The following is a 25,503-nucleotide window of genomic DNA, read 5'->3' as shown; positions in this document are numbered from 1 at the left end:
GCAATTTTGCAGGTTGTTTGTTTTTTTACAAAATTATTAGGAGGTATCCCATTATGTTCATTCAAACACCTATCGAAAATCTGCCACTCAACCCTTTTGCCGCCATCGGCAACCAGTGGATGCTCATTACAGCAGTGCGTGACGGCACACTTAACACCATGACCGCCAGCTGGGGCGGGCTGGGTGTGCTGTGGCACAAGAATGTTGCCACCATCTACGTGCGCCCGCAACGCTATACACATGAATTTCTCGATGCAAGCGATACATTTACGTTGAGCTTTCTGCCCGAAACATACCGCGAGGCGCTTACACTCTGCGGTAAAATGAGCGGACGAGATGGCGACAAAATCGCACAGACAAACTTGACGACGGTTATTGACGGCGAAAATGCCTATTTTCAAGAAGCAGAATTGGTACTGACTTGCCGCAAAATTTACAAGTCAAAACTAGACCCCGAAGGGTTTATTGACAGTACGATTGACAAAAACTATCCCATCAAAGACTACCATACAATATATATAGGAGAAATACAAGAATGCATCATAAAACAACTGAGCACACCAACAACACAGCGTTAGACAATGCCGCAAATGACTCAGAGTCAGTCGATGCCACAGGCTCAGAGCGCGCCGTCTTAGTCGGATTATCATCACCCGTTTTTCAGGATGACCAACAGGCCGACGAGGATACCCTCGCCGAGCTTGAATCACTGCTGGAAACGGCCGGCGGCATTTGTATCGCGCAATCATTGCAGCATCGACAGTCTCCAAATCCCCGCACGTTGATTGGCAAAGGCAAGCTAGCCGAACTTAAAGAGTTATGCCAAGCGCATGATATTGACTTGGTTGTCTTCGACAATGAACTGTCGCCCAGCCAGACACGCAATTTGGAAAAAGAGCTGGAATGCCGTGTCATTGACCGCAGTGTGCTGATTTTGGACATCTTTGCGGCACGAGCACAGACGCACGAGGGGCGCTTGCAAGTCGAATTGGCGCAATATCGTTATACCCTGCCGCGACTGTCGGGTAAAGGCACATCAATGAGCCAAACAGGCGCGGCGCAAAGCGGCGGCATTGGCATTGGTACGCGCGGGCCGGGCGAAACGCAATTGGAAACTGACAGGCGGCATATTCGCCGGCACATCCATCAACTGGAAGCAGCGTTGCGACGCGTGCGTGAAATACGGAGCCGCCAGCGTATACAGCGGCAGAAAAACGAGATGCCGACCATTGCACTAATTGGCTATACCAATGCGGGCAAATCGAGTTTGCTCAATGCTTTGACGAATGCCAAAGTCGTTGCCCGCGACCGCTTGTTTGAAACGCTCGATCCGATCACTCGCAAACTGCCTCTGTCGGACGGCGCAACGGCTCTGCTGACTGACACAGTCGGCTTTATTCACAAATTGCCGCACCACCTTATCGAAGCATTCAAAGCAACGTTGGAAGAATTGACCTATGCCGATTTATTGCTGCACGTTATTGATGTGTCGCATGCCGATTGGCATAAGCAAGCCGAGGTGGTAGAAAAATTGCTTGAGCAGTTGGGCGCAGCGGAAACATCAACTTTCCGCGTATACAACAAGATTGACTTGGCCAATGCCATCCCGCCTCCGAATGACGGCATGGCAATTTCTGTCTTGACGGGCAAGGGCTTGGACGATTTGCTGACTCATGTCAGCAAACAACTCAACGCCGATAGACGCGAGACGCAATTTTGCCTACCTTATGACCGCGCCGATTTTCTTGATGTACTGTACAAGGACGGGCAGGTGCTCAGCATTACGTATGAGGATGACTGCATCATCGTTAAAGCGGTATGTGGCGAGCGGTTGCGAAAACAACTGAATAATTATATAAAATAAAGTGAACCCGAGCGAAACATATCGCTCGGGTTTTGTCTTTTGAGTTCTTACGAAAGCATCCCATGCCATCTTATGGCAACGTTCGACAGAATGTTACGATTGATTTGACTTTTTCACCATCATGGCGATATTGACGATCCATGGTGCAAGCGCCAGATTAACAGCTAGTTCAATCAAGAAGTTCACGCCGACCCATGCGCCAAAAACTGCTACAAAGGTTGTACCAACGTCAAAGTGTGTCAACACATTTTGGAATAATAACACCATCACAGCAATGAACAACCCTGTGTTAACAACGGGTGCAACAATTGCCGCCGCAAGAATGCCCGCAAGAACACTTTTCTTCGATAACGCAGCATATACCGCACCAGCAGCCAACCCAACAATCGCGCCACGGCCTATCGTTGCTAAAATTGTGATAACCGGGCTCAAACTCCATGTCATCGCCGATACAGGTGCTGTGCCGGTCATGCCACTCATCAACACTACTGAACCAAATGCCGCACCCAAAACCGCCGCATTGCGCATGCCATAAACGGCTGCCCCGATGATAATCAGCGGCAATGCCAGCGTGATAGGCAAGAAAAACGGCCGCACAAACGTTGTAAATGCCTGCAAGGCAACAATGATTGTGACAAACAAAGCAACACCCACTTTGCGACTCAACGGGTTTGTTACAGAAATATTTTGCATAAAACTTCTTCCTCCTTCTTCCGTGAAATGATTGCCATCATTCCCTACACCTGCATACGATGTTAGAGGGTAGTATACCACCCGAGTCTCACTTTGTCAATAGGGGGCCGCGTTATGTTTCTCACCACCTGCAGCACAGGCATTTTACCCAACGAGCATTATATGCGACAGCTCGAAGGAATTGATTTTGCACTGGCATTCAATGTGCCCACTAGCGTAGAATCATTCGACGGCCTACTAATTTTAGGCGGCTATGATCCCGATCCCATGCTCTACGGACAATCGGTCATCAACGACACGGTCACGATTGACGCGCGACGTGACGCGCTGGATATTGCACTGATTCACGCCTTTTCGGCGGCCCAAAAGCCCATTTTCGGCATTTGTCGTGGTATCCAAATCATCAACGTGGCGTTGGGGGGGCCGTTCCCTTCAAGCGGCACGTTAGTGCAAGATATGCCATCACAGCTCGGCTTAACACACAGCAATGGCATCATGCACACCGTCACGCACACACGGAGCAGCACTGCACATAGACTATGGGGCGATTTGAGCCGAGTTAATAGCTATCACCACCAAGCCGTTGATATGCTTGCACCGGGCTTACGGGGTGTCAGCATCTGCTACGACGGCACGATTGAGGCCATTGAGCACGAAATGTTGCCAATTTTTGCCGTACAGTGGCACCCTGAGCGGCACCCTTGGCAACCCGAATTTTTTGATTTGCTAAGGGTTATGTAAGGGCATATTTGAGTTGATAAGATATACAACGGGACTACAGAAACGCATAATAAAGCTTTGATAAATCAACAGTGCGCACAGATAAATTCGCGGGCGAACGCAGTTCGCCCCTACATCATCCTAACGCCAATTTTAGTATCCACAATCAATTTGCGCGGACATTTTTCGGCACAGTCTCCACAACCGACACATTTTTCGTAATCGATAACCGCCAGGTTTTGAGACACCTTGATAGCATTGTATTTGCAAGCATACTGACAGGCTGAACAGCCGGCACAGCCGATTTCGCAGATTTGGCGCAGGCGCTCGCCTTTGTCGAGTGAGCTACATGCCACCACCACATCGGCACTCATTGGCACAGACACCACAAGGTCACGTGGGCACGCCTTAGAACAAACCTTACAACCTACGCAACGATCGCTGTCCACCGTTGCCACGCCGTCTCGCAAACTCAACGCATTATAGCGGCAGGTGCGCACGCATGACCCCATGCCGAGGCAACCATACAGACACTCATTGGGGCCGCTGCCACCCACCAGCAACGCAGCACGGCAATCCTCAATGCCAACATAGTCAAATTTTTTTACAGCACGGTTGCCGCCTGAGCAACACACCATAACAACTTCATGCTGCCCTTGGCTTGGTGCCACACCTAATATCACCGCCGCCTTGTGCTGCGTTTCTTCATCACTGTTAACACAATCTTCTGGCTTGACTTGATTAACTGTCAACGCCTCGGCAAATGCCGCACAACCGGCATAGCCGCAACTTCCACAGTCAATGCCAGGCAACGTGTCAATTAACGGGCGAACACGTTTGTCGCGATCAGCACGCAATTTTTTCGCAGCAAATGCCAGTATCATTGAAAAAGCCAATGCCAGACCACCAAGCAATATCACCGAATAAATCATCATACTCATACTAAAACCTCATTCCAGCAAAGCCCATAAACGCCATTGACAACAACCCGGCTGTAATCAACGCAATGGGCACGCCTTCAAACGCTTTTGGATAATCAGAAAAATCCAATCGTTCGCGCACACCGGCAAACAGCGTGATGGCGAGCAAAAAGCCCAACCCAGCCGCAAAAGCATAGACGACCGTGGCGATAAAGTTCAAGTCCTGTGCCGTGCTTAACAGCACTACACCCAGTATAGCACAGTTTGCCGTAGCCAACGGCAGATAAATGCTGAGTGATGCATGTAATGCCGATGCCATTTTTTGCAAAATCAAATCCACCAACTGCACCACCGCTGCTACGACAAGCACGAAAACGGCAATACGCAACGCTTCTAAGTTGGCACGAAGCAATACGGCATTGACAAAGAAAATCACCACAGCTGATGCTGTCATGACAAACGTCACGATAAATCCCATGCCGATAGCGGTATCCATGCGTTTACTGACGCCCAGAAACGGACAAACTCCCAAAAACTTCGTCAACACAAAGTTCTCAACTAAGATGGCACCCAATGCTAAAATAAAAAGTTGTGAAAAGCTCATACGACCTCCTCAAAATACAGGCGGCGTTTACGGCGACGCCGCACGAAATATTGCCCGGCTGCGACAGCAAAGCCCATGGCCAAAAATGCACCAGCAGGCATCCCCATCAAAGCAACGGTTGGGATTCGTGAGGGTAGAATTTGTCTGTCTAGCCATGTGCCATGTGCCATAATTTCACGGATCGAGCCGACTGCCATCAAGGCGAAAATAAATCCGACACCAACTGCCAAGCCATCGATGGCCGAGCGCATCACGCTGTTTTTTGAGGCGTACATTTCGGCACGTCCAAGGATGACGCAATTAACGGCAATCAACGGTATATAGATGCCCAATGTTATTGCCAGTTGTGGAAAGTAAGCGCGGAACAGCATGTCGACAACTGATACAAACGTGACAATAATCATAGCATAACAAACAATACGGACTTGCTTGGGAATCAAGTTACGCAACAGACTGATGGTGATGTTCGAGCCAAGCAAGGCGAGCGCAACAGCAATGCCCATGCCAATGCCGTTGCGTACCGTTGTCGTTACCGCCAATGCCGGACACATGCCGAGCAACAGCACGAAGATGGGGTTTCGGGTGACAATGCCTTCTTTAAATTGCCTGGTTGTTTGTCCCATAGTTAGCTCTCCTCCCCTATTTCTTCATGGTATTCACGCTCATCTTCATAGGGCCAATCGTTCTCTACTTCGTTACCGGGCTCGTCGATATTGATTTGTTCTTCTCTGGAATCGAAAAATTCGTTTAACCGTGCCAACGCTTCAGCAACCCCATCAATAACAGCTTGAGAGGATTCCTCGGCACCGACGATGGCCTGTACACTTGCAATGTCGCGTTGGCTTGTAAACTGCATCAAGAATAGGTCATCAGTGATCATGGCACCCATCAGCACTTCGCTTGACGACAGTACAATGGCCCGCTCAATGTAGCCGTAGCCATCTACGCCGACCAGTAATTCAATATCGCCGGCCGGTCCTTCAGCAGTGACATTGACAATATAGCCCAATAAGTCGTACGCCAACATCCCCGGCGCATCCAGTGATGGGTTTCGCATTGTGGCAACATGTATGCCATCTGCTACCACCGAGAAGTCTTCTGCTTGCGGAAAGATTTCGAACATCTCAGCCCGCTCCGCCGCCGCGGAATTGGCCGCAATACGGTCGCGGGTGACAACATTCGTACCCGCAATGATTACCGCCGCGGCCAGCGCGATGGCGAGTACAGCGATAATTTGACCGATTACACTGCAATTTTCTTTGGAAGATTTCAGCTTCATCATCATACTGACCACGTCCTTTTGAGTCTTGCCAGCCATTTCACGCCGAAACGGCGCGGCATCATATACTTGTCGAAAATCCATACGCAGGCGTTCATGATTAAAATAGCAAATGGCACGCCCTCAGGCATGGCACCAGAATAGCGAATCAACACCGTCAACAATCCGCATCCGATTCCATAAACCCATTGTCCACCGCCTGTGACCGGCGATGTCGAATAGTCTGTTGCCATAAAAATCGCACCCAATATGAGGCTGCCTGTCAGCAAATGGCTCAGCATGAACTGTACGCGGTCAGCATCGGCTTGCGGGAAGATAAATGTCACCAATGCTACCGTTCCGATAAACGCCAACGGAATGCGCAACGATACTACACGGCGAATCAGCAAGTACAGTAGTCCGACCAATAGCAAAATGACTGACACTTCTCCGATGGCCCCGGCATGTTGACCAAACAGCAAACGCGATGTGGTAACATATTCGGTTGGCAATACAACCCCTTCCTGTCCATACCGTTGCAGCAGCGCCAGCGGTGTTTCAGCAAGCCCGGCGTTCATATCACCGCGCCACAACGGCACAACTATGTCTGATTCATGGAACAGCGTTAAAAAGCGAGGGAATGACAGGAGCAAGAATACATACGCAGCAAGAGCAGGGTTCATAAAGTTTTTGCCCAATCCGCCGTAGAGTTGTTTGACAACGATAATGGCGAAAAATGCACCGACAACGGGTATCCAATACGGCACGCCGACCGGCAACATGTAGGCAAGCAACATGCCTGACACAATAGCCGATAGATCGCCGGTAGAATTTTCTTGGCGTGTCAATTTGCGGTACATCCATTCAAATAGCACGCAACTCATCACACTGATGCCGACAACAATGGCCGCGCGCCAACTCCACGCATAGACGACAGCATAAATCAGTGCCGGCATCAGCGCAATGATGACGTCGAGCATAATGGAGCGTGTACTGTCCTCAGCACGCAAATGCGGCGAGGCGGATACGGAAAACGGCATTTCTTGCATACTTTTATAACTCCCTTTCGCCAAGCGGTGACTTGGACACTTTGGCACGCATGGCGTTGATTTTCTCTTTCGCCGTACAAATCGACTGTACGAGATGCAACCGTGACGGACAAATATAAGCACAGCTGCCACACTCAATACAATCTTCTATGCGCATGCGTTCAAGTTCACTCAAGCGATTGCGCTGCTCAAAAGCATAAAAATACAGCGGCATGAGCCTCATTGGACACTTGCGGACACAACGCCCGCAACGAATACATCCACTTGACTTCGGCAATGCCAAACTGTCTGTAAATGCCAACAACCCCGCTGTTGATTTAGTCACAGGCGCGCGCAAATTGTGTTGCGCCACCCCCATCATGGGGCCGCCCATGATAATTTTATGCGGCGTTTCGCGAAATCCCCCGGTTGCCGCAAACAGCTCACCAAACGGCGTACCGATGCGCACACGCAGATTTTTTGCATTTGCCACGGCATTGCCCGCAACAGTTACCACACGTTGAAAAAAAGGCAAGCCCATTGTAACTGCACGGTGAATGGCCGCGACAGTTTCTACATTAAAAACTACCGCGCCGACACTCATAGGCAGCTTGCCAGGCGGCATTTCACGCCCGGTGACAGCTTTGATCAGTTGTCGTTCTGAGCCTTGCGGAAAGCGATGAGGCACAATTTTAATTTGAATTGGCCCATTACGCGGCAACGTACGTTTAACGACATCAGCAGCATCATGCTTATTTGCCTCGACAGCAATGATAGCCTTGTCTACATTCAACAGCTTTGCCAACACACGCACGCCGCCAACAATTTCCTCAGGCGCTTCAAGCATGCGACGGTGATCGCCGGTCAAATACGGTTCGCTTTCACAACCGTTAACGATAAGCATTTCCACCACATCAATAGCGTCGTTGATTTTTGTATGTGTAGGAAATGCGCCGCCACCGGCACCGACAATACCGGAATCGCGGATAATAGCATACAGATCCTCTCGCGACAACGACTCAACGCTACCGTACGGCCGAACCTTTTCACACATAATTTCTTGTCCGTCATTCTCAATGACGATAGACATCTCGCGAATGCCATTGGGCGTAGAATACGGCTCAATAGCAATGACCTGGCCCGATACACCAGCATGGATGGGTGTAGCATCCATAGCATGACTGTCGGCGATTTTCTGCCCGATATGTACCTGTTCGCCAATTTGAACAATGGATTCACAGGGCGTACCCTTATGCATAGCAAGCGGATAAATGAGCCGGTGCGGTGGCATGAGCGTTTCGACCGGTTTATGTTTAGTGGCTTTCTTGCGGTCTTCTGGATGCACACCGCCGTGGAATGTTGAGGGCATGGGATGACCTCCGTTAATTAATTCTTTTCCATTCTACATGATTTGCAATAATCTGTCAACGTATCGTTTGCAAAACTTGAAAGAACATGGTATAATAATGCGCAATAACACTAAGAGAATCGGTGGATATTCATTATGTCAAGAAGAAAATCAAAAACCTTATTACTGCAGGTTATTCTGCCAATCATTCTTGGCATTTTAATCTACGCATTGCTGCGAACACGTCCGCCTTTCGGGCAGTATCTGCCATGGCGTACGCCGGCATTTAGTCTTGCTTTCCTGCCGCGTTTCTTGCGGGTTTTCATCATTTACCGACTATCTAATATGCTTTGGACATTTGCCTTTGTCGCCGCACTGAATTTGAAAATCAAAAAAGCAACAACATCGGCGTTCATCGTAATGACTGTCATTATCGTTTTCGAGTATTGCCAGTATGTTGGTATTCTAAGTGGCACGAGCGGTGTTACAGACATTTTCTACGCGTTGCTTGCCGTGCTGATATATACCATGTTCTTCGGGAAAAAGCGTTGATGAAAGAAGACGCTCAAGATAATTGTCATGCCCGGACTCATTATTTTGTGTTTTGTTATCTTAGCAGTAACGACATCTGTTGCTGATGATACAGAAAACGAACAAACACCGTACATTGAATCAGAACACCAAACAACATCTCCTTTTGATTTGCCTACGTAAAACAGCGGTAAGATAAAGCCTCCTGTCATTGCCGGGAGGTTTTTTATGTGGATTGCAAAGTTTGTTTGGGTGTGGTATAGTAATGAAAAAATGACTTAGGAGCATTACACCATGAGTACTCACAATGTCGAGCAAATTACTGATATGAATGTCGATTTCGCCCAATGGTACACAGATGTGGTCAAAAAAGCCGAGCTAATCGACTATACCTCCGCCAAAGGATTTATTATCATGCGCCCGTATTGCTATGCCATTTGGGAAAATATTGTCGCCAAACTGGACGGCGCCTTTAAGGTGACAGGGCATGAGAACGTCCTCTTTCCGCCCTTGATTCCCGAATCGCTGTTACAAAAAGAAAAAGACCATGTCGTTGGTTTCGCACCCGAAGTGGCATGGGTAACGCATGGTGGCAGCGAGGAACTCACTGAGCGTATGTGTTACCGTCCGACATCGGAGGTGCTGTTTTGTGAGCACTGGGCGCATATGGTACAGTCTTGGCGCGATTTGCCAAAACTATATAATCAATGGTGCACCGTTGTGCGCTGGGAAAAAACCACACGACCGCTGTTGCGTGGACGAGAACTTGTTTGGCAAGAAGGACATACCATTCATGCCACGCGCGACGAGGCCATGCAGGAAACATTGCAAATGCTTGATGTCTATGCAGATATGTACGAGAATTTACTGGCGATGCCTGTTGTCAAGGGCATTAAAACCGAGAAAGAGAAATTTGCCGGTGCAGTTAACACCTATACCATCGAGTGCATGATGCACGACGGGCAAGCTTTGCAGTCAGGCACAACACACTATTTCGGCGATGGGTTCTGCAAGGCGTTTGACATCACGTTCAGCGACCGCGACAACACGCTGAAACATCCGCACCAAACCTCGTGGGGCTTAACAACGCGCAGCATCGGCGGTATGATTATGACACACGGCGACAATAACGGGCTTGTTCTGCCGCCGCGTGTCGCGCCAACACAGGCAGTCATTATTCCCATTGCCATGCAAAAAGAGGGTGTACTTGACGCCTGCCAAGATTTATTGAAAACGCTACAAACTGCCGGCGTTCGCGCCAAAATCGACACGGACGACCGCTCGCCGGGCTGGAAGTTTGCTGAGTATGAAATGAAGGGCATTCCTCTACGCATAGAACTCGGCCCACGCGATTTAGCTGTTGGAAACTGCGTGCTGGCACGGCGCGACAACGGCGAAAAGGCGACGATCAAACTTGCCGATATCGCGACGCAAATTCCGCTCATGCTCGAGGAAATACAGCAAAGCCTGTACAACAAAGCCCTGGCCAATTTGACGGCACGCACATACACCGTTAACAATTTACAAGAAATCGACAAATCCGGATTTTTTCTTGCCCACTGGTGTGGCGAACGCACTTGCGAGGATGAAGTGACAAAAGTAGCGGGCGTTAAGAGCCGTTGTATTCCATTTGAGCCGATTGACGCCGACGGCAAATGCATCGTCTGCAGCAAGCCATCAGCAACGCGGATTTATTGGGCGACGCAATATTAATTTAAATCTTCTTTCACCCTTAATTTTCCTATTGACATTGACGCTGGGTCAACTTGTATAATAGGTGCGGAGGTGATGCTTTGGACTTGATACGAATCAATGAAGTCGTCGAAATTTTCGGTCTATCCAGTCGAACATTACGGTATTATGAGGAAAAGGGGCTGATATGGAGTCATTATCCTGAGTACAAAGTCCAACGACATTATGACGCCGCCGCACTGGAGCGGTTGAAGCAAATCGTCGTATTGCGTAAATTGCAAATTCCCATCAAGGACATCGCCACAATTTTCCAAAGCGAAAGCACGGCTGTTTTGACGCAAGCATTTGTCGACAAACTGGACTCTTTGGATGGGGAAATTGCTGCCTTGTCGGAGTTGAGACAAGTGGTAAATGACTTTCTCAATCAAATGGTGACAAAGGGCATCAAGAGAATCTCAGCGGTACCGCTTCTGTATGAAGAACTGGAAAAACGGCTTATTGCGGCGGAGGAAAAATCTGATACCATTTCTGTTGAAAAGTTATCGAATATAAATCGAAAGGCATTGCGCCTGCATGATGTCCGCATCATTCGCTTGCCGGCCGTACGCATACTTATCTCTCGATTGAAAACAGGCGAGCTGATAACTTTGGACGGCGACAAAATGCAAAACCTATTTGCCGCGTACGGTCTGACACCAACGCCGGGAATGCGAGATTGTTTCTACCGCTGCGAGCTAGGCGAGTGGACTATGATACGGACTATTCCGCAAGGCTATGACAATCAAACACCCTATATTGATGAAAGCTTTGCAGGTGGGCTATATGCCGTCGCCAGCTCTTTTTTCGAGGATATGGACGATACGTTTATACTCTTGAAAGGCTGGGTCAGTAAAAGTGAAAACTACGAAATTGATATCGCACGCATCGAAATGATTGAAGAAATCCTGCCTTGGGATATTGCTCACAAAACGGGTAAATATCAGCAGGATGTATTTATTCCTATCAAAATGAAAGAGGTTTAAATCATGAACATCTTAAAAATCAAGCAGACTATGTTTGACAAAGACATTCCGGTAGAAGTCATGAAACAATTTGTTTTCCCGGAAACCGCCATGGAAACAATGGAGGAGGATCATCATGGCTGAATTACCCGAAATTGCGAAATACGCACAACAAATGAATGACACGCTGCAAGGAAAAGCCATCAAAGAAATTTCGCTCCTGCAAGAAAAGTGCGTCAATATCCCGCCCGATGAATTTCAACACAGAACCAAAGGTGCAAAAGTCGAAACAGTTTACAACAAAGGCAAATGGATACTCACCAGACTGAACAACGGCGAATATATTTTGCTATCGCTCGGCATGGGCGCAGACGTCCTATACTTTGAAGACGAGAGTCATTTGCCGGAGAAATATCAGATTAAAGTCCTCTTTACCGACGGCAGCGGATACACCGCCCGCTTTTGGTGGTTCGGGAAATTTTTGCTTGCCTCGAACAATGAGCTTGCTGTTGAGTCCAATACAAAAGACATTGCCATCGACCCCTTTGACAAAAAATTCACACTGGAATATTTCACGTCGCTGCTTGCCGGCAAAAAAACACAAGTCAAATCTTTTCTCATGAATCAAAAGAATGTCGGCGGCATCGGCAATATGTATATGCATGACATTTTATTCGGCGCGCGGTTACACCCGCAGAAAAAAATATCCGACATGAGCGACGACGACGTCAAGCGGCTCTATCAAAGCATACTGGGTGTCCTAAACCTGTCCTGCGAAAAAGGTTCATTTTCCTATGAAAAAGACATCTTTGGACAAAGCGGCAGCTTTACTGTTGATGATTTTCTCGTCGGCTACAAAGAAGGACAACCTTGCCCAATTTGCGGCACAGAGATTATTTCCATCAAAACGGGCAGTACGTCGACATTTGTATGCCCTGTCTGTCAGACGTTATAGGAGGGCAATCCATGTTACAAGAAGTCAGTGCCGAAGCAATGCGCTTTATGCGCGGTAAATATGCCCTCGATGAAGTCGGCAACGGTGTGGACGAATTGGCGTTCTGCGACAACGGCGAAACGATTTGCACCATTCGCATCTATGACGATCGCTATGACTTTCATATTAACAATCAGTGCATTTCCGTTGCCGATTTAGATACATTGGAAACCGTGAAGGCATTAATTTTAGTGAGGAAAAAGCCCAACCGCAAGCCTTTCCCGACAACGCATTTTCATGTTGGAAAATGCGGGCATCGCTGCGACTTGTGCATACACTACAAAGGGCAGTCGTCGGTTAGTGATGAACGATTGGAATATTCGTGGCAGATGATTAAGCAGTTGTATGGCGGCGAAGGTGAGCGAGAAGTAAACTGCGGCGGTTGCGGCAATGATAATGGCTGTGGCAGTGAGAATTGCATATCGGATACAAACAAAGTCAAACCGAACTGCAAAACCTGCGCAAACCGTAATAACTGCAATACTCGCACTGCTGGCTGGGTTCCTGAAATCCATACCCGCACAATCACCGCAGACCAAGTAACATGGGCGATTTTACCCTATGTCGTCAGTCAATACGGCAACTAATCTCGTTCTTGACCCCACCCCCGCGCCGTGCTATAATACCTTTGTTATCACAAATTGCACGGAGGACATAAACTATGAAAACCATCATTGTCAACAGCTACGACGAAGCCAGCGCGGTTGGTGCCGCCATTCTCGCACAACAGATTTGGGACAAGCCCAACAGCATCCTCGGCCTTGCCACAGGCGGCACACCCGTTGGGCTGTATGCACGCCTTGTCGCCATGCACAAAGGCGGTATGCTCGACTTCTCGCAAGTCACCAGTTTCAATCTTGATGAGTATTATCAGCTACCCAAGTCCAATGACCAAAGCTACGACTACTTCATGCGCGAAAACTTGTTCGACCACGTCAACATTAAGGATTTTTTCCTGCCCGACGGCATGACTAAAGACGTGCCTGCCGAATGCGCGGCCTATGATGCCAAAATCACGGCAGCCGGCGGCATTGATATGCAGCTGCTCGGCATCGGCGTCAACGGTCACATCGGCTTTAACGAGCCCGCCGCCATACTGCCCGCAGGAACGCACTTGACCAATTTGGCGCAAGCCACCATCGACGTCAACGCCCGTTTCTTCAACGGCGACGCAAGTAAAGTACCGACACAGGCCATTACTATGGGCATGGGTTCGATTATGGCCGCGAAAAAGATTCTGTTGCTGGCGTGCGGCAAATCCAAAGCACCGATTATGAAAGAGTTGTGCGCAGGCAAGCTGACGGCGGATAATCCATCGTCGCTACTGGCGTTGCATCCTGATTGCACCATTGTGGTGGATAAAGAGGCATTGGGCGCATAGCAATTATTCCAATATCCCGAGCACAAAGAATTTATATTAGGCACGTCAAAACGTATCTCATGCCGTGGGTAGATACATTATCTACACTACGCACACACGCACCCATTGGCGCGTAGTTTTTATATTTTGGACAGGGGGATATGATAATGAACGATATGAACAGGGAATCATGGAATTTGCACGCATCAAGGTTTTATCAAGAGGATTATTTATCATTAGATGATATTGATTTTGAAAGTTACGATTATCCCACCGATAAAGATTTGAATATAATTGGAGATGTAAGCGGCTTATCTGTTCTTGAAATTGGTTCGGGAACTTGCAATTGCGGAATAGTGTTAGCAAAGAAAGGCGCAACGGTCAAGTGTTCCGATATATCAATAGAGCAATTAAAAATAGGGGAACAAGTTGCCAAAAAAGCAGGGGTTAATATTACTACCACCTGTTCTGATATGGTTGACTTGTCATTTGCCGAATCAACATCATTTGACTTAGTTATTTGTATGAATGCAATCGGATATGCAAAGGATTTTGGCAAAGTATGCGAGGAAGTCAGCCGTGTATTGAAACCAAACGGACGATTTGTTTTTAGTGCAACACACCCTGTTATGGCGTGTGTTGGCGCAACTGAGTTGTGGCCCGAGGACAACGCCAACCCAAACTACAGCTATGTTGGCCCTATGCAATGGAAGTGGCGCGTGGAAGATGATTTCGTTTTTACAACTTACCGCATGAAAATAAGCGACTATGTAAATTTATTAGCAAAGAATAAATTATACATCAAGCGTATGGAGGAACTATTCCCTGTTTCGCCACTGCCTCCCGACTGTGAATTTGACGAAAACGAAATTGCAGTGCGTACACGATATCCGTCTAACTTAGTTATCGAAACAATGAAGTTTTCTGAATAGTATAAGCATTTCCGCCGCTAACGGCTAACTGCCGAACTACGCCGTAAAAAATTGATATTATTTACGCAAAACCCCATAGGGCAAGGCTTTACACGCCTTTACCCTATGGGGTATTTCCATGCCTAAAAAACAGCCCTTGACAAGACAACTCCAACGGAGTTCAAATACGGCAACAGAGATAAAATGTACCTTAGCGCAATTCTTGACCTAAAAGACAAGAGCATTATTATCTGCGGAAATTTCATGATTATGATAGTTTAAGAGCCGCTATTGAACAGTATATCCACTTTTACAACAACTGGAGGTTTCAAGCGAGGTTGGGGGGATATGCTCCGTTGGAGTACCGCGCTTTATTGCTAACAGCAGCGTAAATTTTAGATATGACAATTATGCTCTCTCATAAAAAAGAGGGTTTAATTCTTTACGCTATTTTGCGTATAAACAATCGGTTGATAAAAAAACAACAGATTGATAATTGTTTTTTAATGAAAAAAAGATATAATTAAGTCACAGGCCTGAAATACTTAACAAGGAGCGATTTATCATGACGATTAAAATAGGCGCGAAAATAAAAGCATTAAGAAAAAAAGCAGATGTTACACAAGACCGTTTAGCCGAGCATTTAGGTGTAACGGCGCAGGCAATATCACGTTGGGAAAGCGAAATATGCTACCCCGATATTGAAATTCTTCCTGCAATTGCAGATTTTTTCAATGTTTCTCTCGACGAGTTGGTAGGTATGAATCAAAAGCAAAAAGAAAACAAGATCAATGAGTATATTGAAAAAGCAAACAAAGAACAATGTGCCGGTAACTTTGCTGAAGCGGTTTCTGTTTACAGGGAAGCTGTGAGCCAGTATCCGTCAAGTTACAAACTCCAAGCCTTTTTGGCTTCCGCAATCGGGTGTATGGATAATGGTGTAAAAATATCTCTTGAAGCAGCCAATGAAGCAATCAATATCTGCCGGCGCATTTTAGAGGATTGTGTTGATGATCAGATTCGCTATCACGCTCTAAACATTTTGTGCTGGGTTTATTGCAGGCAATTGGATGATTTCGATAAAGCAATGGATATTGTTGTAAGACTTCCGAAAATCTACGGATCTCAGGAGTTCGTACAGGCAGAGACATTGAAAGTCCGTATGCCTTCTGAAAAAGCGGAAGAATTTGTCTATTCCTTTGTATCCGCTCTGTTGATAATATTTGACAAACAAGGATTAGCTTATTGCAATAACAAAAAAGTTATGTTGGAAATGTTGATTGGTGAATTAAATGGATTATTATCACGATTAGACACATAACAACAGACAAAACAGTATTGCAAAACGGATGGGGTGCCATAAACATTCCATCCGTTTTTTTTTATTTTAATTGTCTACTTGACAGGGAGCGGTTCAATCACAAGGAAACGGCTTTCTTCTGCAGAATTTACTTCTCATGCCAAGTTATATCGTGACTTCTATGCTTTGACCGGGCATTCTGTCAAGGAATATATTCGCAAACGGCGGCTGTCCAATGCGCCGGCACTCATTAAAACATCGGATTTCAACTTTACTAATTACTTCTTCCCGCCGTTCAAAGGCGAACCATTCCTCCTAGGTCACATAATCCCCAATCAAAGCCCGCAATTGCTCAATCACAGACAGTTTTTCGTCGTACTTAAATGCAAAATACGGCTTATCGCCCACCGAAAACAGCACTTTTCTGCGGTATTTTTCCATACCGCAGACTTTAGCCACACGTTCTAAATCCGGCGCTTGGATATATAGCAATATGCGCCCCTCTTTTTGCGTGACCTCACAAAACCCCGCCGCGGCCGCTTCGTTGCGGAGCAGCGCAATATCCACAAGATTGATTGTCATGCGCGGCGGTTCGCCAAAGCGGTCAATGAGCTCATCAAGCAAATCACGCGCCTGTTCTCGATCACGTACCAACGCAATGCGACGATATAAATCCATGCGCACGCCAGCGGATTTCACGTATTTTTCGTCGATGCCGGCATTGACTTGCAAGTCAACTATACATTCAGCAATCAACGGCTTTTGTTCACCCTTTTCTTCTAAAACAGCCTCCTCCAGCAATTTCAAGTACATATCATATCCAACGCTCAACATATGCCCGTGCTGCTCGGCACCCAAGATATTGCCCGCACCGCGAATTTCCAAGTCACGCATAGCAATCTTGAACCCCGCGCCAAATTCCACGTATTCACGCACCGCCGTCAGACGCTTAGTTGCCACTTCGGTCAAAATTTTGCCACGCCGATAGGTCAGATAAGCACTGGCATGGCGATTGCTCCGCCCTACGCGTCCACGAATTTGATGCAGTTGCGCCAAGCCCATCTTATCGGCATCCTCGATAATCAGCGTATTGACGTTGGGAATGTCCAGCCCCGTCTCAATAATGGTGGTACAGACCAGCAAATCAATCTCCCCTTCTGTCATCAAACGCATCATCTCAGACAAATCTCCCTCCGCCATTTTTCCGTGCGCCACAGCAATTTTGGCGTCGGGATGCCGCCGCTGCAATCGCCCCGCCAACGCCTCAATTGTATCGACACGATTGTGCAGATAATACACCTGCCCCCCCCGCCCGATTTCACGGCGAATGGCATCGTCAATAATCAATTCATCATATTCCAACACAAAGGTTTGCACCGGATACCGGTTGCGCGGCGGCTCTTCCAGCGTTGACATATCACGCACGCCCGACAACGCCATATTCAGCGTCCGCGGAATAGGCGTTGCCGTCAAGGTCAATACATCAACCTGCTTGGCCATTTCTTTGAGTTTCTCTTTGTGCGACACCCCAAACCGCTGCTCCTCGTCAATGACCAGCAGCCCCAATTTTTGAAAAATCACATCCTTTTGCAGCAGCCGATGTGTGCCGATGACCAAGTCAAGCTCACCATTTCGTAACTTTTTCAATGTTTCTCGATTCTGCGCCGCCGTGCGGAAACGTGACACCATCTCGACACGTAACGGATATCGCCCAAATCGTTGCCGTGCCGTATTGTAATGCTGTTGCGCCAAAACCGTTGTCGGCACTAAAATGGCGGCCTGCCTGCCACTCAACACACACTTCATCACCATACGCAATGCCACTTCGGTCTTGCCAAATCCTACGTCACCGCACAACAGTCTGTCCATAGGCAGACTGCTCTGCATATCATTTTTGCAGTCGGCAATGGCAGTAATTTGGTCTTGCGTTTCATCATATGGGAAAGCTTCCTCAAACTCTTTTTGCCACTCACTATCGGCTTCAAAAGCAAACCCTTTTTTGCGCATACGTTCAGCATATAGCTTGATTAGGTCAGCGGCAAGTTCTTTTGTGCTCTCCTTAGCGCGATTTTTCGCACGCTGCCATGCCTCCCCCCCTAACTTACTGAGTTTGATTTTAGAAGCTTTTTCATCATCCCCCCCCCCGGCGCCGGCGCCGATGTATTTACTCACCATATTCAATTGCGTTACCGGCACATACAAGCTGTCTGTTCCAGCATACTGAATTTTAATATAATCACGACGCACGCCATCGACTTCAATTGGCTCAATGCCAACAAACCGCCCGATACCATGCAAGTCATGTACAACCAAATCACCCGGCGTGAGGTCAGCGTAACTCGCCACGCGTTGGCGCGAATCCTTGCGGCTTGAGCCACGTTTACGTGACGATAACTGCACCAACTGCTCTTCAGTGATGACGGCAAGCTGTCCCGCAGGATATTCCATCCCGCCGCTGAGCCCACCAACCGTCAGTAATACTTGACCGACCGCAGGTAGTGTCTTGACTGCTGTTTCTACCTGCGCGGCAATGCCTTTATCGCGCAACACCTCTTCCAACTGCTTACAACGCAGCGGCGTGGGGCATAACACCAACGTCCGCATAAGGCTCTCTTGATAGTATCGAATATCACCCAATGCCGTTTCTAAACTGCCGCCATAAGACGGCAGCTGCTTAGCTTGCAGAGGGATATTCGCACGCGGCTTAACTTCGTAACCATCGGATGGCAAGGCATCCAAATACAACAAGTCTCGCCGCCGCAAGCTTCCTGCCCACTCAACCTCATCAATGTACGGCACAGTTTGTGCCGCGTCAATCAATCCAGCTTCCAGCAATGTTTCTACGTCCTGCTGCTGCCGCCACATGGTGGCTTCACGCCGCCCACGACAACGCTCTTTTTCAGCAATCACAACGAGCGCATTGTCCGGCAAATAGTCAAATGCCGTCGCGTTTTCGGGGCAAAGCAATTGAATATATCTATCTAGCGCAGGAAAAATTCCATTTTCCGTATATCGTTGCGCATCTTGCAGCATCGTTTCTCGCACGGCGTCATTTTTTTGCTTTGCTGCCAATATTTCCAGCTGTCGCACGAAATCTTCATGTGGCAACAACTCGCGAACGGGCAACATATCTGCTTCATCGATATTGTCCAAACGACGTTGCGTTGTCGTGTCAATAGTCGCCATGCTGTCAATCTCATTGCCAAAAAATTCTATACGCACAGGGGCTGCACTAGACGGACTGAAAAAATCAACAATCCCGCCCCGCACTGCAAATTGTCCGATGCCCTCAACCTGCTCACAACGCCGATAGCCCTCTACTATCAACGTCGTCAATAAATCCTCTTGTCGGTATGTGCCCCCCGTTTGCAACATCAACCCTTGCAGCCGTTCGGGCGACAACGTAACCATCATCAAAGCATCAGGCGTGGCTGCCAATACTTTTACATTGCCACAACGTAATCCATGCAAGACTTTCAGCCGTTCATGCTCCCACTCATGACTAATAACATCCACATTATGATACGCTGTTGTTCGCGGCGGTAAAACGGTCGGCTTAGTGCCCAAAATAGCAGCTATATCATTGCATAAACGTACCAATTCCTGTTCATCCGGCGCGATGAGTAGTAATGGTCGCTCAACCGAAATTTGCGCCAACAAATGCGCCTTATGTACGCCGCTCAGCCCCGAGGCTGCAATAGGATTTTCGCGCGCGTCAAGTGCCGCCCAAACCTCGCGGTAGGCGGGAAATCTATCGAGTAATGCCTGTATCAAAGTCTAAAGCCCCCATCAACATGCAAAATTTCACCGGTCACAAAGTCGTTTTTCGCCAAATATAACGCCGCCTGCGCAATATGTTTAACTACCCCAATGGCTTGCAACGGCGTGGCTTGTTTCAATTCGTCCAAATCCTGCACCGTCAAATCGGCGAGCATATCAGTATCAATCACACCCGGCGCAATGGCATTGACACGAATCCCCGAAACACCCAGCTCTTTCGCCAGCGCGCGAGTCATACCAAGCACACCGGCCTTCGCCGCCGAATAATGCACTTCACACGACCCGCCAACCTCACCCCATACGGACGAAACATTAATAATGCAACCTTTTTTTTGCGAAATCATATATGAAACTGCCGCTTTTGTGCATGAAAACACTGACGTCAAATTGCCCGACATCATGGCTCCCCAGTCATCCAAGGTAATATCGGTAAACGGCTTGCTCTCCGAAACACCGGCATTGTTGACCAGAATATCGACACTGCCAATTTTGGCAAACATTGCGGCAACATCATCCGGCTTTGTCACATCAGCATAGACAGGCACAATGCCTTTGTCCTGCAATCGTTGCAAGTTCTCCGTCGTGCTTCTGTAGTTGGCGTAGACAATATATTCCTCGGCGGCAAATGCCTCGGCTATCGCCAATCCAATGCCGCGCGATGCACCTGTTATCAATACTTTCTTCATAAATTCTTTATTGCATTCGCCGCCGCCGCAAACCCGCTTGACACAAACATCTCACAGACTTCTACTGCGTTTTGTACAGCATGCTCTATCAACCGACTCTCTTCTTTCGAAAAGCCGTCCAACACAAAATCAGTCAGCCTGTCATTCTCTCCGGGCGCGCCCACGCCAACCCGCAAGCGCGGAAAACGGTCGGACTGCAACTGATATAAAATGCTTTTCAGCCCATTATGTCCGCCGTCACTGCCTCCCTCACGCATGCGCAATCGGCCTGTCGACAAATGAATGTCGTCAACCACCACCAAAATGCGCTCCGACGGCACTTTGTAAAAATCTGCCGCCTGACGAATGGCACGACCGCTTTCATTCATATAAGTTTGCGGTTTAAGTAATAAAATGCGATTTTGTCCATGCTTGACCAACGTGTAAAGTGATTGGAATTTTAATTTTCTAATCTTTTCACCAAATTTCAGCGCCAAGACATCCACAACATCGAACCCGATATTGTGGCGCGTGCCATCGTATTTTTTCCCGGGGTTACCCAATCCGGCAATAATATAAACGTCGCTGTTATCATCCAACGTGCGCGATTTGCGAAATGGCATATATTGCTCCTTGCTATGTGAATATCTTATATTCTATCACTTTCACCTTCCGTTGGCAAGCAAAATTTTGTCCATGAGCGATATTATGACGAACGCAAAGGGTTGTTAAAAGTACATAACTATGGTATAGTTACAGGGTATAGTTGAGTAGTATTTATATTTTTGGAGGCATTCGCCTATGAATACATATCAACATTATCGCAACTGCCGCGATATAAATAAAATGTTGGATGTTATAAATGAAATGCTGTTGCCTCCCGGTATATACCAGGCGTGTCACGGCAGATACCACGCAATGTTTGTCGTAGATGTCGGCAGATGGAATCATGCACAAAAAAGTGCCGCACTAGCTGCAGTTTTAATGGAGTACCCTGTTCAATTATTGCCGAAGGAAAAGAGTATCATTATCCAAGCGATTGAAGATCATTCAAATGGCATACTAATAGAAAGCGCAGTAGGTGCAGCTTTATTGATTGCAGACAAAGTTGATATTTCAAAAGAGCGAATATTGCCATTTGAAACCATTGGTGACGTGCATAGAAATCATTTGGAAATCCAAAGTGTGGACATTCGTATACTTAACAAGGCAATAATAATTGATTGCCTTGTATCAAAAGCATTTTCCCAAAACCTGTTTCTGTATAGTTATGCAAAATCTTATGATATACTGACGAGAGCCTCTCATTATTTAGGTTGCACTTGTCACTTTCTGCTTAACAGCAAAGATGAGCTATTTGCCTAATTCACCCAAATTTGACTTGTGCCTAACACTATACCAAATCCCCAACCCCTGCACCGCAATTAACGGCGTCACTGAAATAAAGGCAATCACGCCAAATCCATTGGTCAGCACCGATGGCGCGTGTTCGCCCGACGTCGCGGCGATAGCCTGCGCAATCCCCAGCGTCATAGGCGTCAGCAACGCCGAACTCAACGCTCCACCGGTCACACCACCCGAGTCGAACGCCAAACCGATAAACAGCCTCGGCGTGATTGCCATCATCAGCAACGCAACGGCATACAACGGCAATAAGAACGCCAAAATATTGACCTGCTCAAGAATTTTCACCACTGCCAGCACCGCCGCCACGCCAATGCCGCCCGCCAGGGTCAGCCGTATTGTCATGCGCTTGATTTGTCTGCCTGTAATGTTCTCTAACTGCTCTCCCAACACGGTTACCGCCGGCTCAGCAAGTGTAATAGATGCGCCCAATACAAACGCCACGGGCAACAGCAACCACTGAAACCATTCCGGTCGCGTTGGCGCTAAGAACACTTCCCCAATATACTGCCCTGCGAAAGCAAAGCCAAAGTCAATGCCCACCAAGAAAATGAGCAACCCTATGAACACGGGAATCATACCGCACAAAATGCCTTTGACTTTCGTCTTTGGCAATTTGAGTAACCAAAATTGAAACAACAGAAACACCAGCAACATCGGAATAATTGCCAATGCCACATTGCCGATATTTGAAATTACCATTTGCCAAAGCCCACCCGCCGCATCACCGGGGCTATATATGTCAACAGGCGGAATGCCGCCGTGCAAAGCCTTCAGCACCATACCGTAGACGAAAATCGCCAAAATCGGCCCAATAGAAGCAATACCGATGATGCCAAATACATCATCGCTGCTCCTTCGTTTGCTCATGGTCGCAGAAACGCCCAGCCCGAGCGTCAAGATAAACGGCACGGAAATATCTCCCGTCGTTGCGCCACTGCCGTCAAACGCCAGCGCGACAAATTCTTGCGGCACAACGAGCATCATAGCAAAAAGCAACGCATATAACGCCGCAAAGATAAATTTAATGCTAACACTGCGCACAATGCGCCACAACGCTATGGACACAAATACACCCACACCCACACCCACCAGCCAAATCAATGCTTTTTCGTTAACGGCATTGATAAGCAAATGCGTCTGCCGCGCAAGCACTGCCAAGGCAGGCTCGGCGACTGTTGCCAGCAGCCCAAATAATAGCCCGAAAAAGATAACAACGGCAAAACGCTTTACCTTGACAAGCGAACGCCCCACATTTTCACCAATCGGCAAAATGCTCTCATGCAGCCCGACGAGAAACAACGATTGCCCAACTACCACGCCAATGTAGCCAACAAGCAACCGCAAATAATCTTGCGGATTAGGCAGCGGTGCAACAAACAACGTCACCACACCAATGACAACAAGCAGCGGCAGTGACGCCAAAAATGTTTCTTTCAGGACGCGTAATATTCTCATACGTCCTAGTATGGCTGGATTTGTGGATTTTATTGTAGAAATCACGCATTACGCGCCTATTTACAAACCTTATACTGTATCATTCTTGTACAGATGGGCAGTCAACAGCTGCCCTTATGTACTCAACATCCATTCATCTCGCGTAATGCCATAATGCACTACATCACGAAAAACACCCTTAATTTTAACTTGTTGCTTTGCCATGCCCTCACGCGTCATGCCACACTTTGCCATGACTCTTCCTGAGCTACCATTCTCTATATAATGACCATCTTCTACGCGGTTTAATTCCAGCCTATCAAAACACAACGCCAATACCGCTTGCAATGCCTCTGTCATATAGCCATTGCCCCAATATTGCCGATTCAGCACATACCCAAACCCCGACTTCTCATGTTCCTCGTTGATGCGCAAATCAATACAACCAATACATTTTGCGCCTTCTTTCAACGTAATGGCATAAATGCCGGGTCGCGACAAATAATAGTCCAAAATAGACTGTTTTGCCTCTTCCAACGTTTGAACGCCATCCCAGACGAGATATTTCACCGTTTCAGCGTCACTGCCATATTCCAAAACGGCTTCGGCATCCTCTTCCTTGAATTTTCGCAAAATAAGGCGTGACGTTGTTAATATTTCGTGGCATTCCAGCGCGTCTATGTAATTTTCAACCATTTGTCACCAGTTCTCTCTCTTTATGCTTCTTTTCTATACGCTTCTCTCCCCGCCCTTTTGGCACTCTCTTAGCATTTGCCAGCAGCAATTTCAGCCGATTCTCCTGATTCACTCGGCTTGCGCCGGGGTCATAATCAATCGCCGCAATATTAGCGTGCGGGTGTTTTTCTTTAATCTTACGCACCATGCCTTTCGCTACAATGTGGTTTGGCAAGCAACCAAACGGTTGCGCGGCAACGATATTCGGCACACCACTATGCAACAATTCCACCATCTCAGCGGTCAACAGCCACCCTTCACCCATCTTGACAGCATGGTCAAGATAACCGCGACTCATTTTAATCACCTTGCTGAAATCGGCTAACGGGCGAAACACTTTGTGCTGTTTGATCGCTGCAATCATCTTGCGCTGCTTTCCAATGGCATAGCGCATCACCAAACGCGCACCCATGTTTCGCAATAGACTGTCGCCGTAAAGTTTACGATCATGTATCACATTATAAACACCGTACAGACAAAAGTCGAGCAAGCCGCTGTTGACAACTTCTGCACCCTGCTCCACAAGGAATTTTTCAAGCTCATTATTGCCCAATGGCGCGTATTTGACGTAAATTTCGCCCACAATGCCGACTTTTGGCTTTAGCACACTCGTATCGCGCGAGATGGCGGCGAAATCGCTTAACATGGCACGACAGTTTTCTTTCAATCGGAAGAACTGTTTTTTATCCATAGCAAGCAACCTGTCAATCCATTGCTCGACAACGGCTTGCGAACTACCCTTACTCAGCTCATATGGCAAGCATTGGTTTTGCACCCACATCAGCAAATCACCATAAAGTAGCCCGTAGAACATTTTGAGCAACATTTCACGATTGAGCGAAAAGCCGCTCTGTTTATCCAGCCCGGAAAAATTCAGCGAAATGACCGGAATATGTCCCAGCCCATTGTTGTGCAACGCCTTGCGCAACAATGCGATGTAGTTAGACGCACGACACCCGCCCCCCGTCTGCGTAATCATCAACGCTACATTGTCTAAATCATACTGCCCGCTTTGCAGCGCGTCGATAAACTGCCCAATGACCAGCAACGCCGGATAGCAAGTGTCATTATGTACACTGCGCAAGCCCTGCTCAATAATCTCAGGGCAGCTTGTTTTAAGCACTTCTGTTTTATACCCACTTTGCGCAAGTATGCCTGCGATGAGATCAAAGTGAATGGGCATCATGCTTGGAACTAGAATGGTATGCGTCGCCCTCATCTGCGGCGTAAATTCGACAAGGGGTTTAACATGCGACAT

25 protein-coding genes are annotated in these 25,503 nt (G+C 47.7%); 12 read left to right on the top strand and 13 right to left on the bottom strand.

Going from position 1 to position 25,503, the window contains the following annotated elements; translation table 11 throughout:
• Positions 1-53: 53 nt before the first annotated feature.
• Both FWE06_05065 and hflX read left to right on the top strand, forming a co-directional pair.
• Positions 54-578, top strand: coding sequence for a flavin reductase (locus FWE06_05065; protein ID MCL2546551.1), 525 nt, complete (start codon positions 54-56; stop codon positions 576-578).
• The gene (gene hflX, locus FWE06_05060) at positions 536-1,864 is read left to right on the top strand and encodes a GTPase HflX (protein MCL2546550.1); all 1,329 of its coding nucleotides are present in this window, start codon (positions 536-538) and stop codon (positions 1,862-1,864) included. The genes FWE06_05065 and hflX overlap by 43 nt, the downstream gene beginning before the upstream one ends.
• Before the next feature lie 93 nt (positions 1,865-1,957).
• Here hflX and FWE06_05055 read toward each other — a convergent pair whose 3' ends face one another.
• Positions 1,958-2,557 carry an ECF transporter S component gene (locus FWE06_05055; protein ID MCL2546549.1) on the bottom strand — a complete coding sequence of 200 codons (600 nt, stop codon included), beginning with the start codon at positions 2,555-2,557 and terminating at the stop codon, positions 1,958-1,960.
• Positions 2,558-2,671: 114 nt separating this feature from the next.
• Between FWE06_05055 and FWE06_05050 the strand changes: the two genes are divergently transcribed.
• Positions 2,672-3,298 carry a gamma-glutamyl-gamma-aminobutyrate hydrolase family protein gene (locus FWE06_05050; protein MCL2546548.1) on the top strand — a complete coding sequence of 209 codons (627 nt, stop codon included), beginning with the start codon at positions 2,672-2,674 and terminating at the stop codon, positions 3,296-3,298.
• 110 nt (positions 3,299-3,408) lie between these two features.
• Here FWE06_05050 and FWE06_05045 read toward each other — a convergent pair whose 3' ends face one another.
• From FWE06_05045 to rsxC, 6 genes are read right to left on the bottom strand one after another with little or no spacing between them, the layout of a single operon-like run.
• Positions 3,409-4,218, bottom strand: a complete 810-nt coding sequence (locus tag FWE06_05045; protein ID MCL2546547.1) for an RnfABCDGE type electron transport complex subunit B — start codon at positions 4,216-4,218, stop codon at positions 3,409-3,411.
• A 1-nt stretch (position 4,219) separates the two neighbouring features.
• Positions 4,220-4,801, bottom strand: a complete 582-nt coding sequence (locus FWE06_05040; GenBank protein MCL2546546.1) for an RnfABCDGE type electron transport complex subunit A — start codon at positions 4,799-4,801, stop codon at positions 4,220-4,222.
• Positions 4,798-5,424, bottom strand: coding sequence for an electron transport complex subunit RsxE (gene rsxE / locus FWE06_05035; protein MCL2546545.1), 627 nt, complete (start codon positions 5,422-5,424; stop codon positions 4,798-4,800). The genes FWE06_05040 and rsxE overlap by 4 nt, the downstream gene beginning before the upstream one ends.
• A gap of 2 nt (positions 5,425-5,426) precedes the next feature.
• On the bottom strand, positions 5,427-6,086 hold the full coding sequence (locus tag FWE06_05030) for a hypothetical protein (protein MCL2546544.1): 660 nt from the start codon (positions 6,084-6,086) through the stop codon (positions 5,427-5,429).
• Entirely contained in the window at positions 6,083-7,108 is a 1,026-nt protein-coding gene (locus tag FWE06_05025) for an RnfABCDGE type electron transport complex subunit D (GenBank protein ID MCL2546543.1), read from the bottom strand. Before FWE06_05025 ends, FWE06_05030 begins: the two co-directional genes overlap by 4 nt.
• Positions 7,109-7,112: 4 nt before the next feature.
• Positions 7,113-8,456: an electron transport complex subunit RsxC gene (rsxC, locus tag FWE06_05020; protein ID MCL2546542.1), complete on the bottom strand. Its 1,344-nt coding sequence runs from the start codon at positions 8,454-8,456 to the stop codon at positions 7,113-7,115.
• Between the two features lie 135 nt (positions 8,457-8,591).
• On the opposite strand from rsxC, the gene FWE06_05015 reads away from it, so the two are divergent.
• The 8 genes from FWE06_05015 to FWE06_04980 all read left to right on the top strand — a co-directional run bounded on the left by FWE06_05015 (position 8,592) and on the right by FWE06_04980 (position 16,245).
• Positions 8,592-8,987, top strand: a complete 396-nt coding sequence (locus FWE06_05015) for a hypothetical protein (GenBank protein ID MCL2546541.1) — start codon at positions 8,592-8,594, stop codon at positions 8,985-8,987.
• 273 nt (positions 8,988-9,260) lie between these two features.
• The gene (proS, locus tag FWE06_05010) at positions 9,261-10,679 is read left to right on the top strand and encodes a proline--tRNA ligase (protein ID MCL2546540.1); all 1,419 of its coding nucleotides are present in this window, start codon (positions 9,261-9,263) and stop codon (positions 10,677-10,679) included.
• Between the two features lie 80 nt (positions 10,680-10,759).
• Positions 10,760-11,680, top strand: coding sequence for a MerR family transcriptional regulator (locus FWE06_05005; protein MCL2546539.1), 921 nt, complete (start codon positions 10,760-10,762; stop codon positions 11,678-11,680).
• Between the two features lie 115 nt (positions 11,681-11,795).
• Entirely contained in the window at positions 11,796-12,614 is an 819-nt protein-coding gene (locus tag FWE06_05000; protein ID MCL2546538.1) for a hypothetical protein, read from the top strand.
• An 11-nt stretch (positions 12,615-12,625) separates the two neighbouring features.
• Entirely contained in the window at positions 12,626-13,240 is a 615-nt protein-coding gene (locus tag FWE06_04995) for a hypothetical protein (protein ID MCL2546537.1), read from the top strand.
• 74 nt (positions 13,241-13,314) lie between these two features.
• Positions 13,315-14,034, top strand: coding sequence for a glucosamine-6-phosphate deaminase (gene nagB, locus FWE06_04990; protein MCL2546536.1), 720 nt, complete (start codon positions 13,315-13,317; stop codon positions 14,032-14,034).
• Between the two features lie 146 nt (positions 14,035-14,180).
• Positions 14,181-14,945, top strand: coding sequence for a class I SAM-dependent methyltransferase (locus tag FWE06_04985; protein MCL2546535.1), 765 nt, complete (start codon positions 14,181-14,183; stop codon positions 14,943-14,945).
• 544 nt (positions 14,946-15,489) lie between these two features.
• Positions 15,490-16,245, top strand: a complete 756-nt coding sequence (locus FWE06_04980; protein MCL2546534.1) for a helix-turn-helix domain-containing protein — start codon at positions 15,490-15,492, stop codon at positions 16,243-16,245.
• A 294-nt stretch (positions 16,246-16,539) separates the two neighbouring features.
• On the opposite strand, the gene mfd is transcribed toward FWE06_04980, so the two are convergent.
• From mfd to pth, 3 genes are read right to left on the bottom strand one after another with little or no spacing between them, the layout of a single operon-like run.
• The gene (gene mfd, locus FWE06_04975; protein ID MCL2546533.1) at positions 16,540-19,998 is read right to left on the bottom strand and encodes a transcription-repair coupling factor; all 3,459 of its coding nucleotides are present in this window, start codon (positions 19,996-19,998) and stop codon (positions 16,540-16,542) included.
• The gene (locus FWE06_04970; GenBank protein ID MCL2546532.1) at positions 19,995-20,690 is read right to left on the bottom strand and encodes an SDR family oxidoreductase; all 696 of its coding nucleotides are present in this window, start codon (positions 20,688-20,690) and stop codon (positions 19,995-19,997) included. Before FWE06_04970 ends, mfd begins: the two co-directional genes overlap by 4 nt.
• Positions 20,687-21,292 (bottom strand): aminoacyl-tRNA hydrolase, encoded by a 606-nt coding sequence (pth, locus tag FWE06_04965; GenBank protein ID MCL2546531.1) that lies wholly within the window; start codon positions 21,290-21,292, stop codon positions 20,687-20,689. Before pth ends, FWE06_04970 begins: the two co-directional genes overlap by 4 nt.
• Positions 21,293-21,470: 178 nt before the next feature.
• Here pth and FWE06_04960 point away from each other — a divergent pair, with 178 nt between their 5' ends.
• Positions 21,471-22,034 carry a hypothetical protein gene (locus FWE06_04960; protein MCL2546530.1) on the top strand — a complete coding sequence of 188 codons (564 nt, stop codon included), beginning with the start codon at positions 21,471-21,473 and terminating at the stop codon, positions 22,032-22,034.
• Here the strand turns inward: FWE06_04960 and FWE06_04955 are convergent.
• The 3 genes from FWE06_04955 to FWE06_04945 all read right to left on the bottom strand — a co-directional run bounded on the left by FWE06_04955 (position 22,023) and on the right by FWE06_04945 (position 25,503).
• Positions 22,023-23,531, bottom strand: coding sequence for a DUF1538 domain-containing protein (locus FWE06_04955; GenBank protein ID MCL2546529.1), 1,509 nt, complete (start codon positions 23,529-23,531; stop codon positions 22,023-22,025). The genes FWE06_04960 and FWE06_04955 overlap by 12 nt on opposite strands.
• A 114-nt stretch (positions 23,532-23,645) precedes the next feature.
• Positions 23,646-24,206, bottom strand: a complete 561-nt coding sequence (locus FWE06_04950) for a GNAT family N-acetyltransferase (protein MCL2546528.1) — start codon at positions 24,204-24,206, stop codon at positions 23,646-23,648.
• Positions 24,199-25,503, bottom strand: a complete 1,305-nt coding sequence (locus FWE06_04945) for a 2-hydroxyacyl-CoA dehydratase (GenBank protein MCL2546527.1) — start codon at positions 25,501-25,503, stop codon at positions 24,199-24,201. The genes FWE06_04950 and FWE06_04945 overlap by 8 nt, the downstream gene beginning before the upstream one ends.

It is taken from the genome of Oscillospiraceae bacterium, assembly GCA_009780275.1.
Taxonomy (GTDB): domain Bacteria; phylum Bacillota; class Clostridia; order Oscillospirales; family UBA929; genus WRAI01.
The sequence above is the reverse complement of the archived record's forward strand: the minus strand, read 5'-3'. Positions and strand labels throughout refer to the sequence as shown.

Coding starts and splice junctions, on each gene's coding strand:
- FWE06_05065 (MCL2546551.1), top strand. CDS start 54: ATGTTCATTCAAACACCTATCGAAAATCTGCCACTCAACCCTTTTGCC.
- hflX (MCL2546550.1), top strand. CDS start 536: ATGCATCATAAAACAACTGAGCACACCAACAACACAGCGTTAGACAAT.
- FWE06_05055 (MCL2546549.1), bottom strand. CDS start 2,557: ATGCAAAATATTTCTGTAACAAACCCGTTGAGTCGCAAAGTGGGTGTT.
- FWE06_05050 (MCL2546548.1), top strand. CDS start 2,672: ATGTTTCTCACCACCTGCAGCACAGGCATTTTACCCAACGAGCATTAT.
- FWE06_05045 (MCL2546547.1), bottom strand. CDS start 4,218: ATGAGTATGATGATTTATTCGGTGATATTGCTTGGTGGTCTGGCATTG.
- FWE06_05040 (MCL2546546.1), bottom strand. CDS start 4,801: ATGAGCTTTTCACAACTTTTTATTTTAGCATTGGGTGCCATCTTAGTT.
- rsxE (MCL2546545.1), bottom strand. CDS start 5,424: ATGGGACAAACAACCAGGCAATTTAAAGAAGGCATTGTCACCCGAAAC.
- FWE06_05030 (MCL2546544.1), bottom strand. CDS start 6,086: ATGATGATGAAGCTGAAATCTTCCAAAGAAAATTGCAGTGTAATCGGT.
- FWE06_05025 (MCL2546543.1), bottom strand. CDS start 7,108: ATGCAAGAAATGCCGTTTTCCGTATCCGCCTCGCCGCATTTGCGTGCT.
- rsxC (MCL2546542.1), bottom strand. CDS start 8,456: ATGCCCTCAACATTCCACGGCGGTGTGCATCCAGAAGACCGCAAGAAA.
- FWE06_05015 (MCL2546541.1), top strand. CDS start 8,592: ATGTCAAGAAGAAAATCAAAAACCTTATTACTGCAGGTTATTCTGCCA.
- proS (MCL2546540.1), top strand. CDS start 9,261: ATGAGTACTCACAATGTCGAGCAAATTACTGATATGAATGTCGATTTC.
- FWE06_05000 (MCL2546538.1), top strand. CDS start 11,796: ATGGCTGAATTACCCGAAATTGCGAAATACGCACAACAAATGAATGAC.
- FWE06_04995 (MCL2546537.1), top strand. CDS start 12,626: ATGTTACAAGAAGTCAGTGCCGAAGCAATGCGCTTTATGCGCGGTAAA.
- nagB (MCL2546536.1), top strand. CDS start 13,315: ATGAAAACCATCATTGTCAACAGCTACGACGAAGCCAGCGCGGTTGGT.
- FWE06_04985 (MCL2546535.1), top strand. CDS start 14,181: ATGAACGATATGAACAGGGAATCATGGAATTTGCACGCATCAAGGTTT.
- FWE06_04980 (MCL2546534.1), top strand. CDS start 15,490: ATGACGATTAAAATAGGCGCGAAAATAAAAGCATTAAGAAAAAAAGCA.
- FWE06_04970 (MCL2546532.1), bottom strand. CDS start 20,690: ATGAAGAAAGTATTGATAACAGGTGCATCGCGCGGCATTGGATTGGCG.
- pth (MCL2546531.1), bottom strand. CDS start 21,292: ATGCCATTTCGCAAATCGCGCACGTTGGATGATAACAGCGACGTTTAT.
- FWE06_04960 (MCL2546530.1), top strand. CDS start 21,471: ATGAATACATATCAACATTATCGCAACTGCCGCGATATAAATAAAATG.
- FWE06_04955 (MCL2546529.1), bottom strand. CDS start 23,531: ATGAGAATATTACGCGTCCTGAAAGAAACATTTTTGGCGTCACTGCCG.
- FWE06_04950 (MCL2546528.1), bottom strand. CDS start 24,206: ATGGTTGAAAATTACATAGACGCGCTGGAATGCCACGAAATATTAACA.
- FWE06_04945 (MCL2546527.1), bottom strand. CDS start 25,503: ATGTCGCATGTTAAACCCCTTGTCGAATTTACGCCGCAGATGAGGGCG.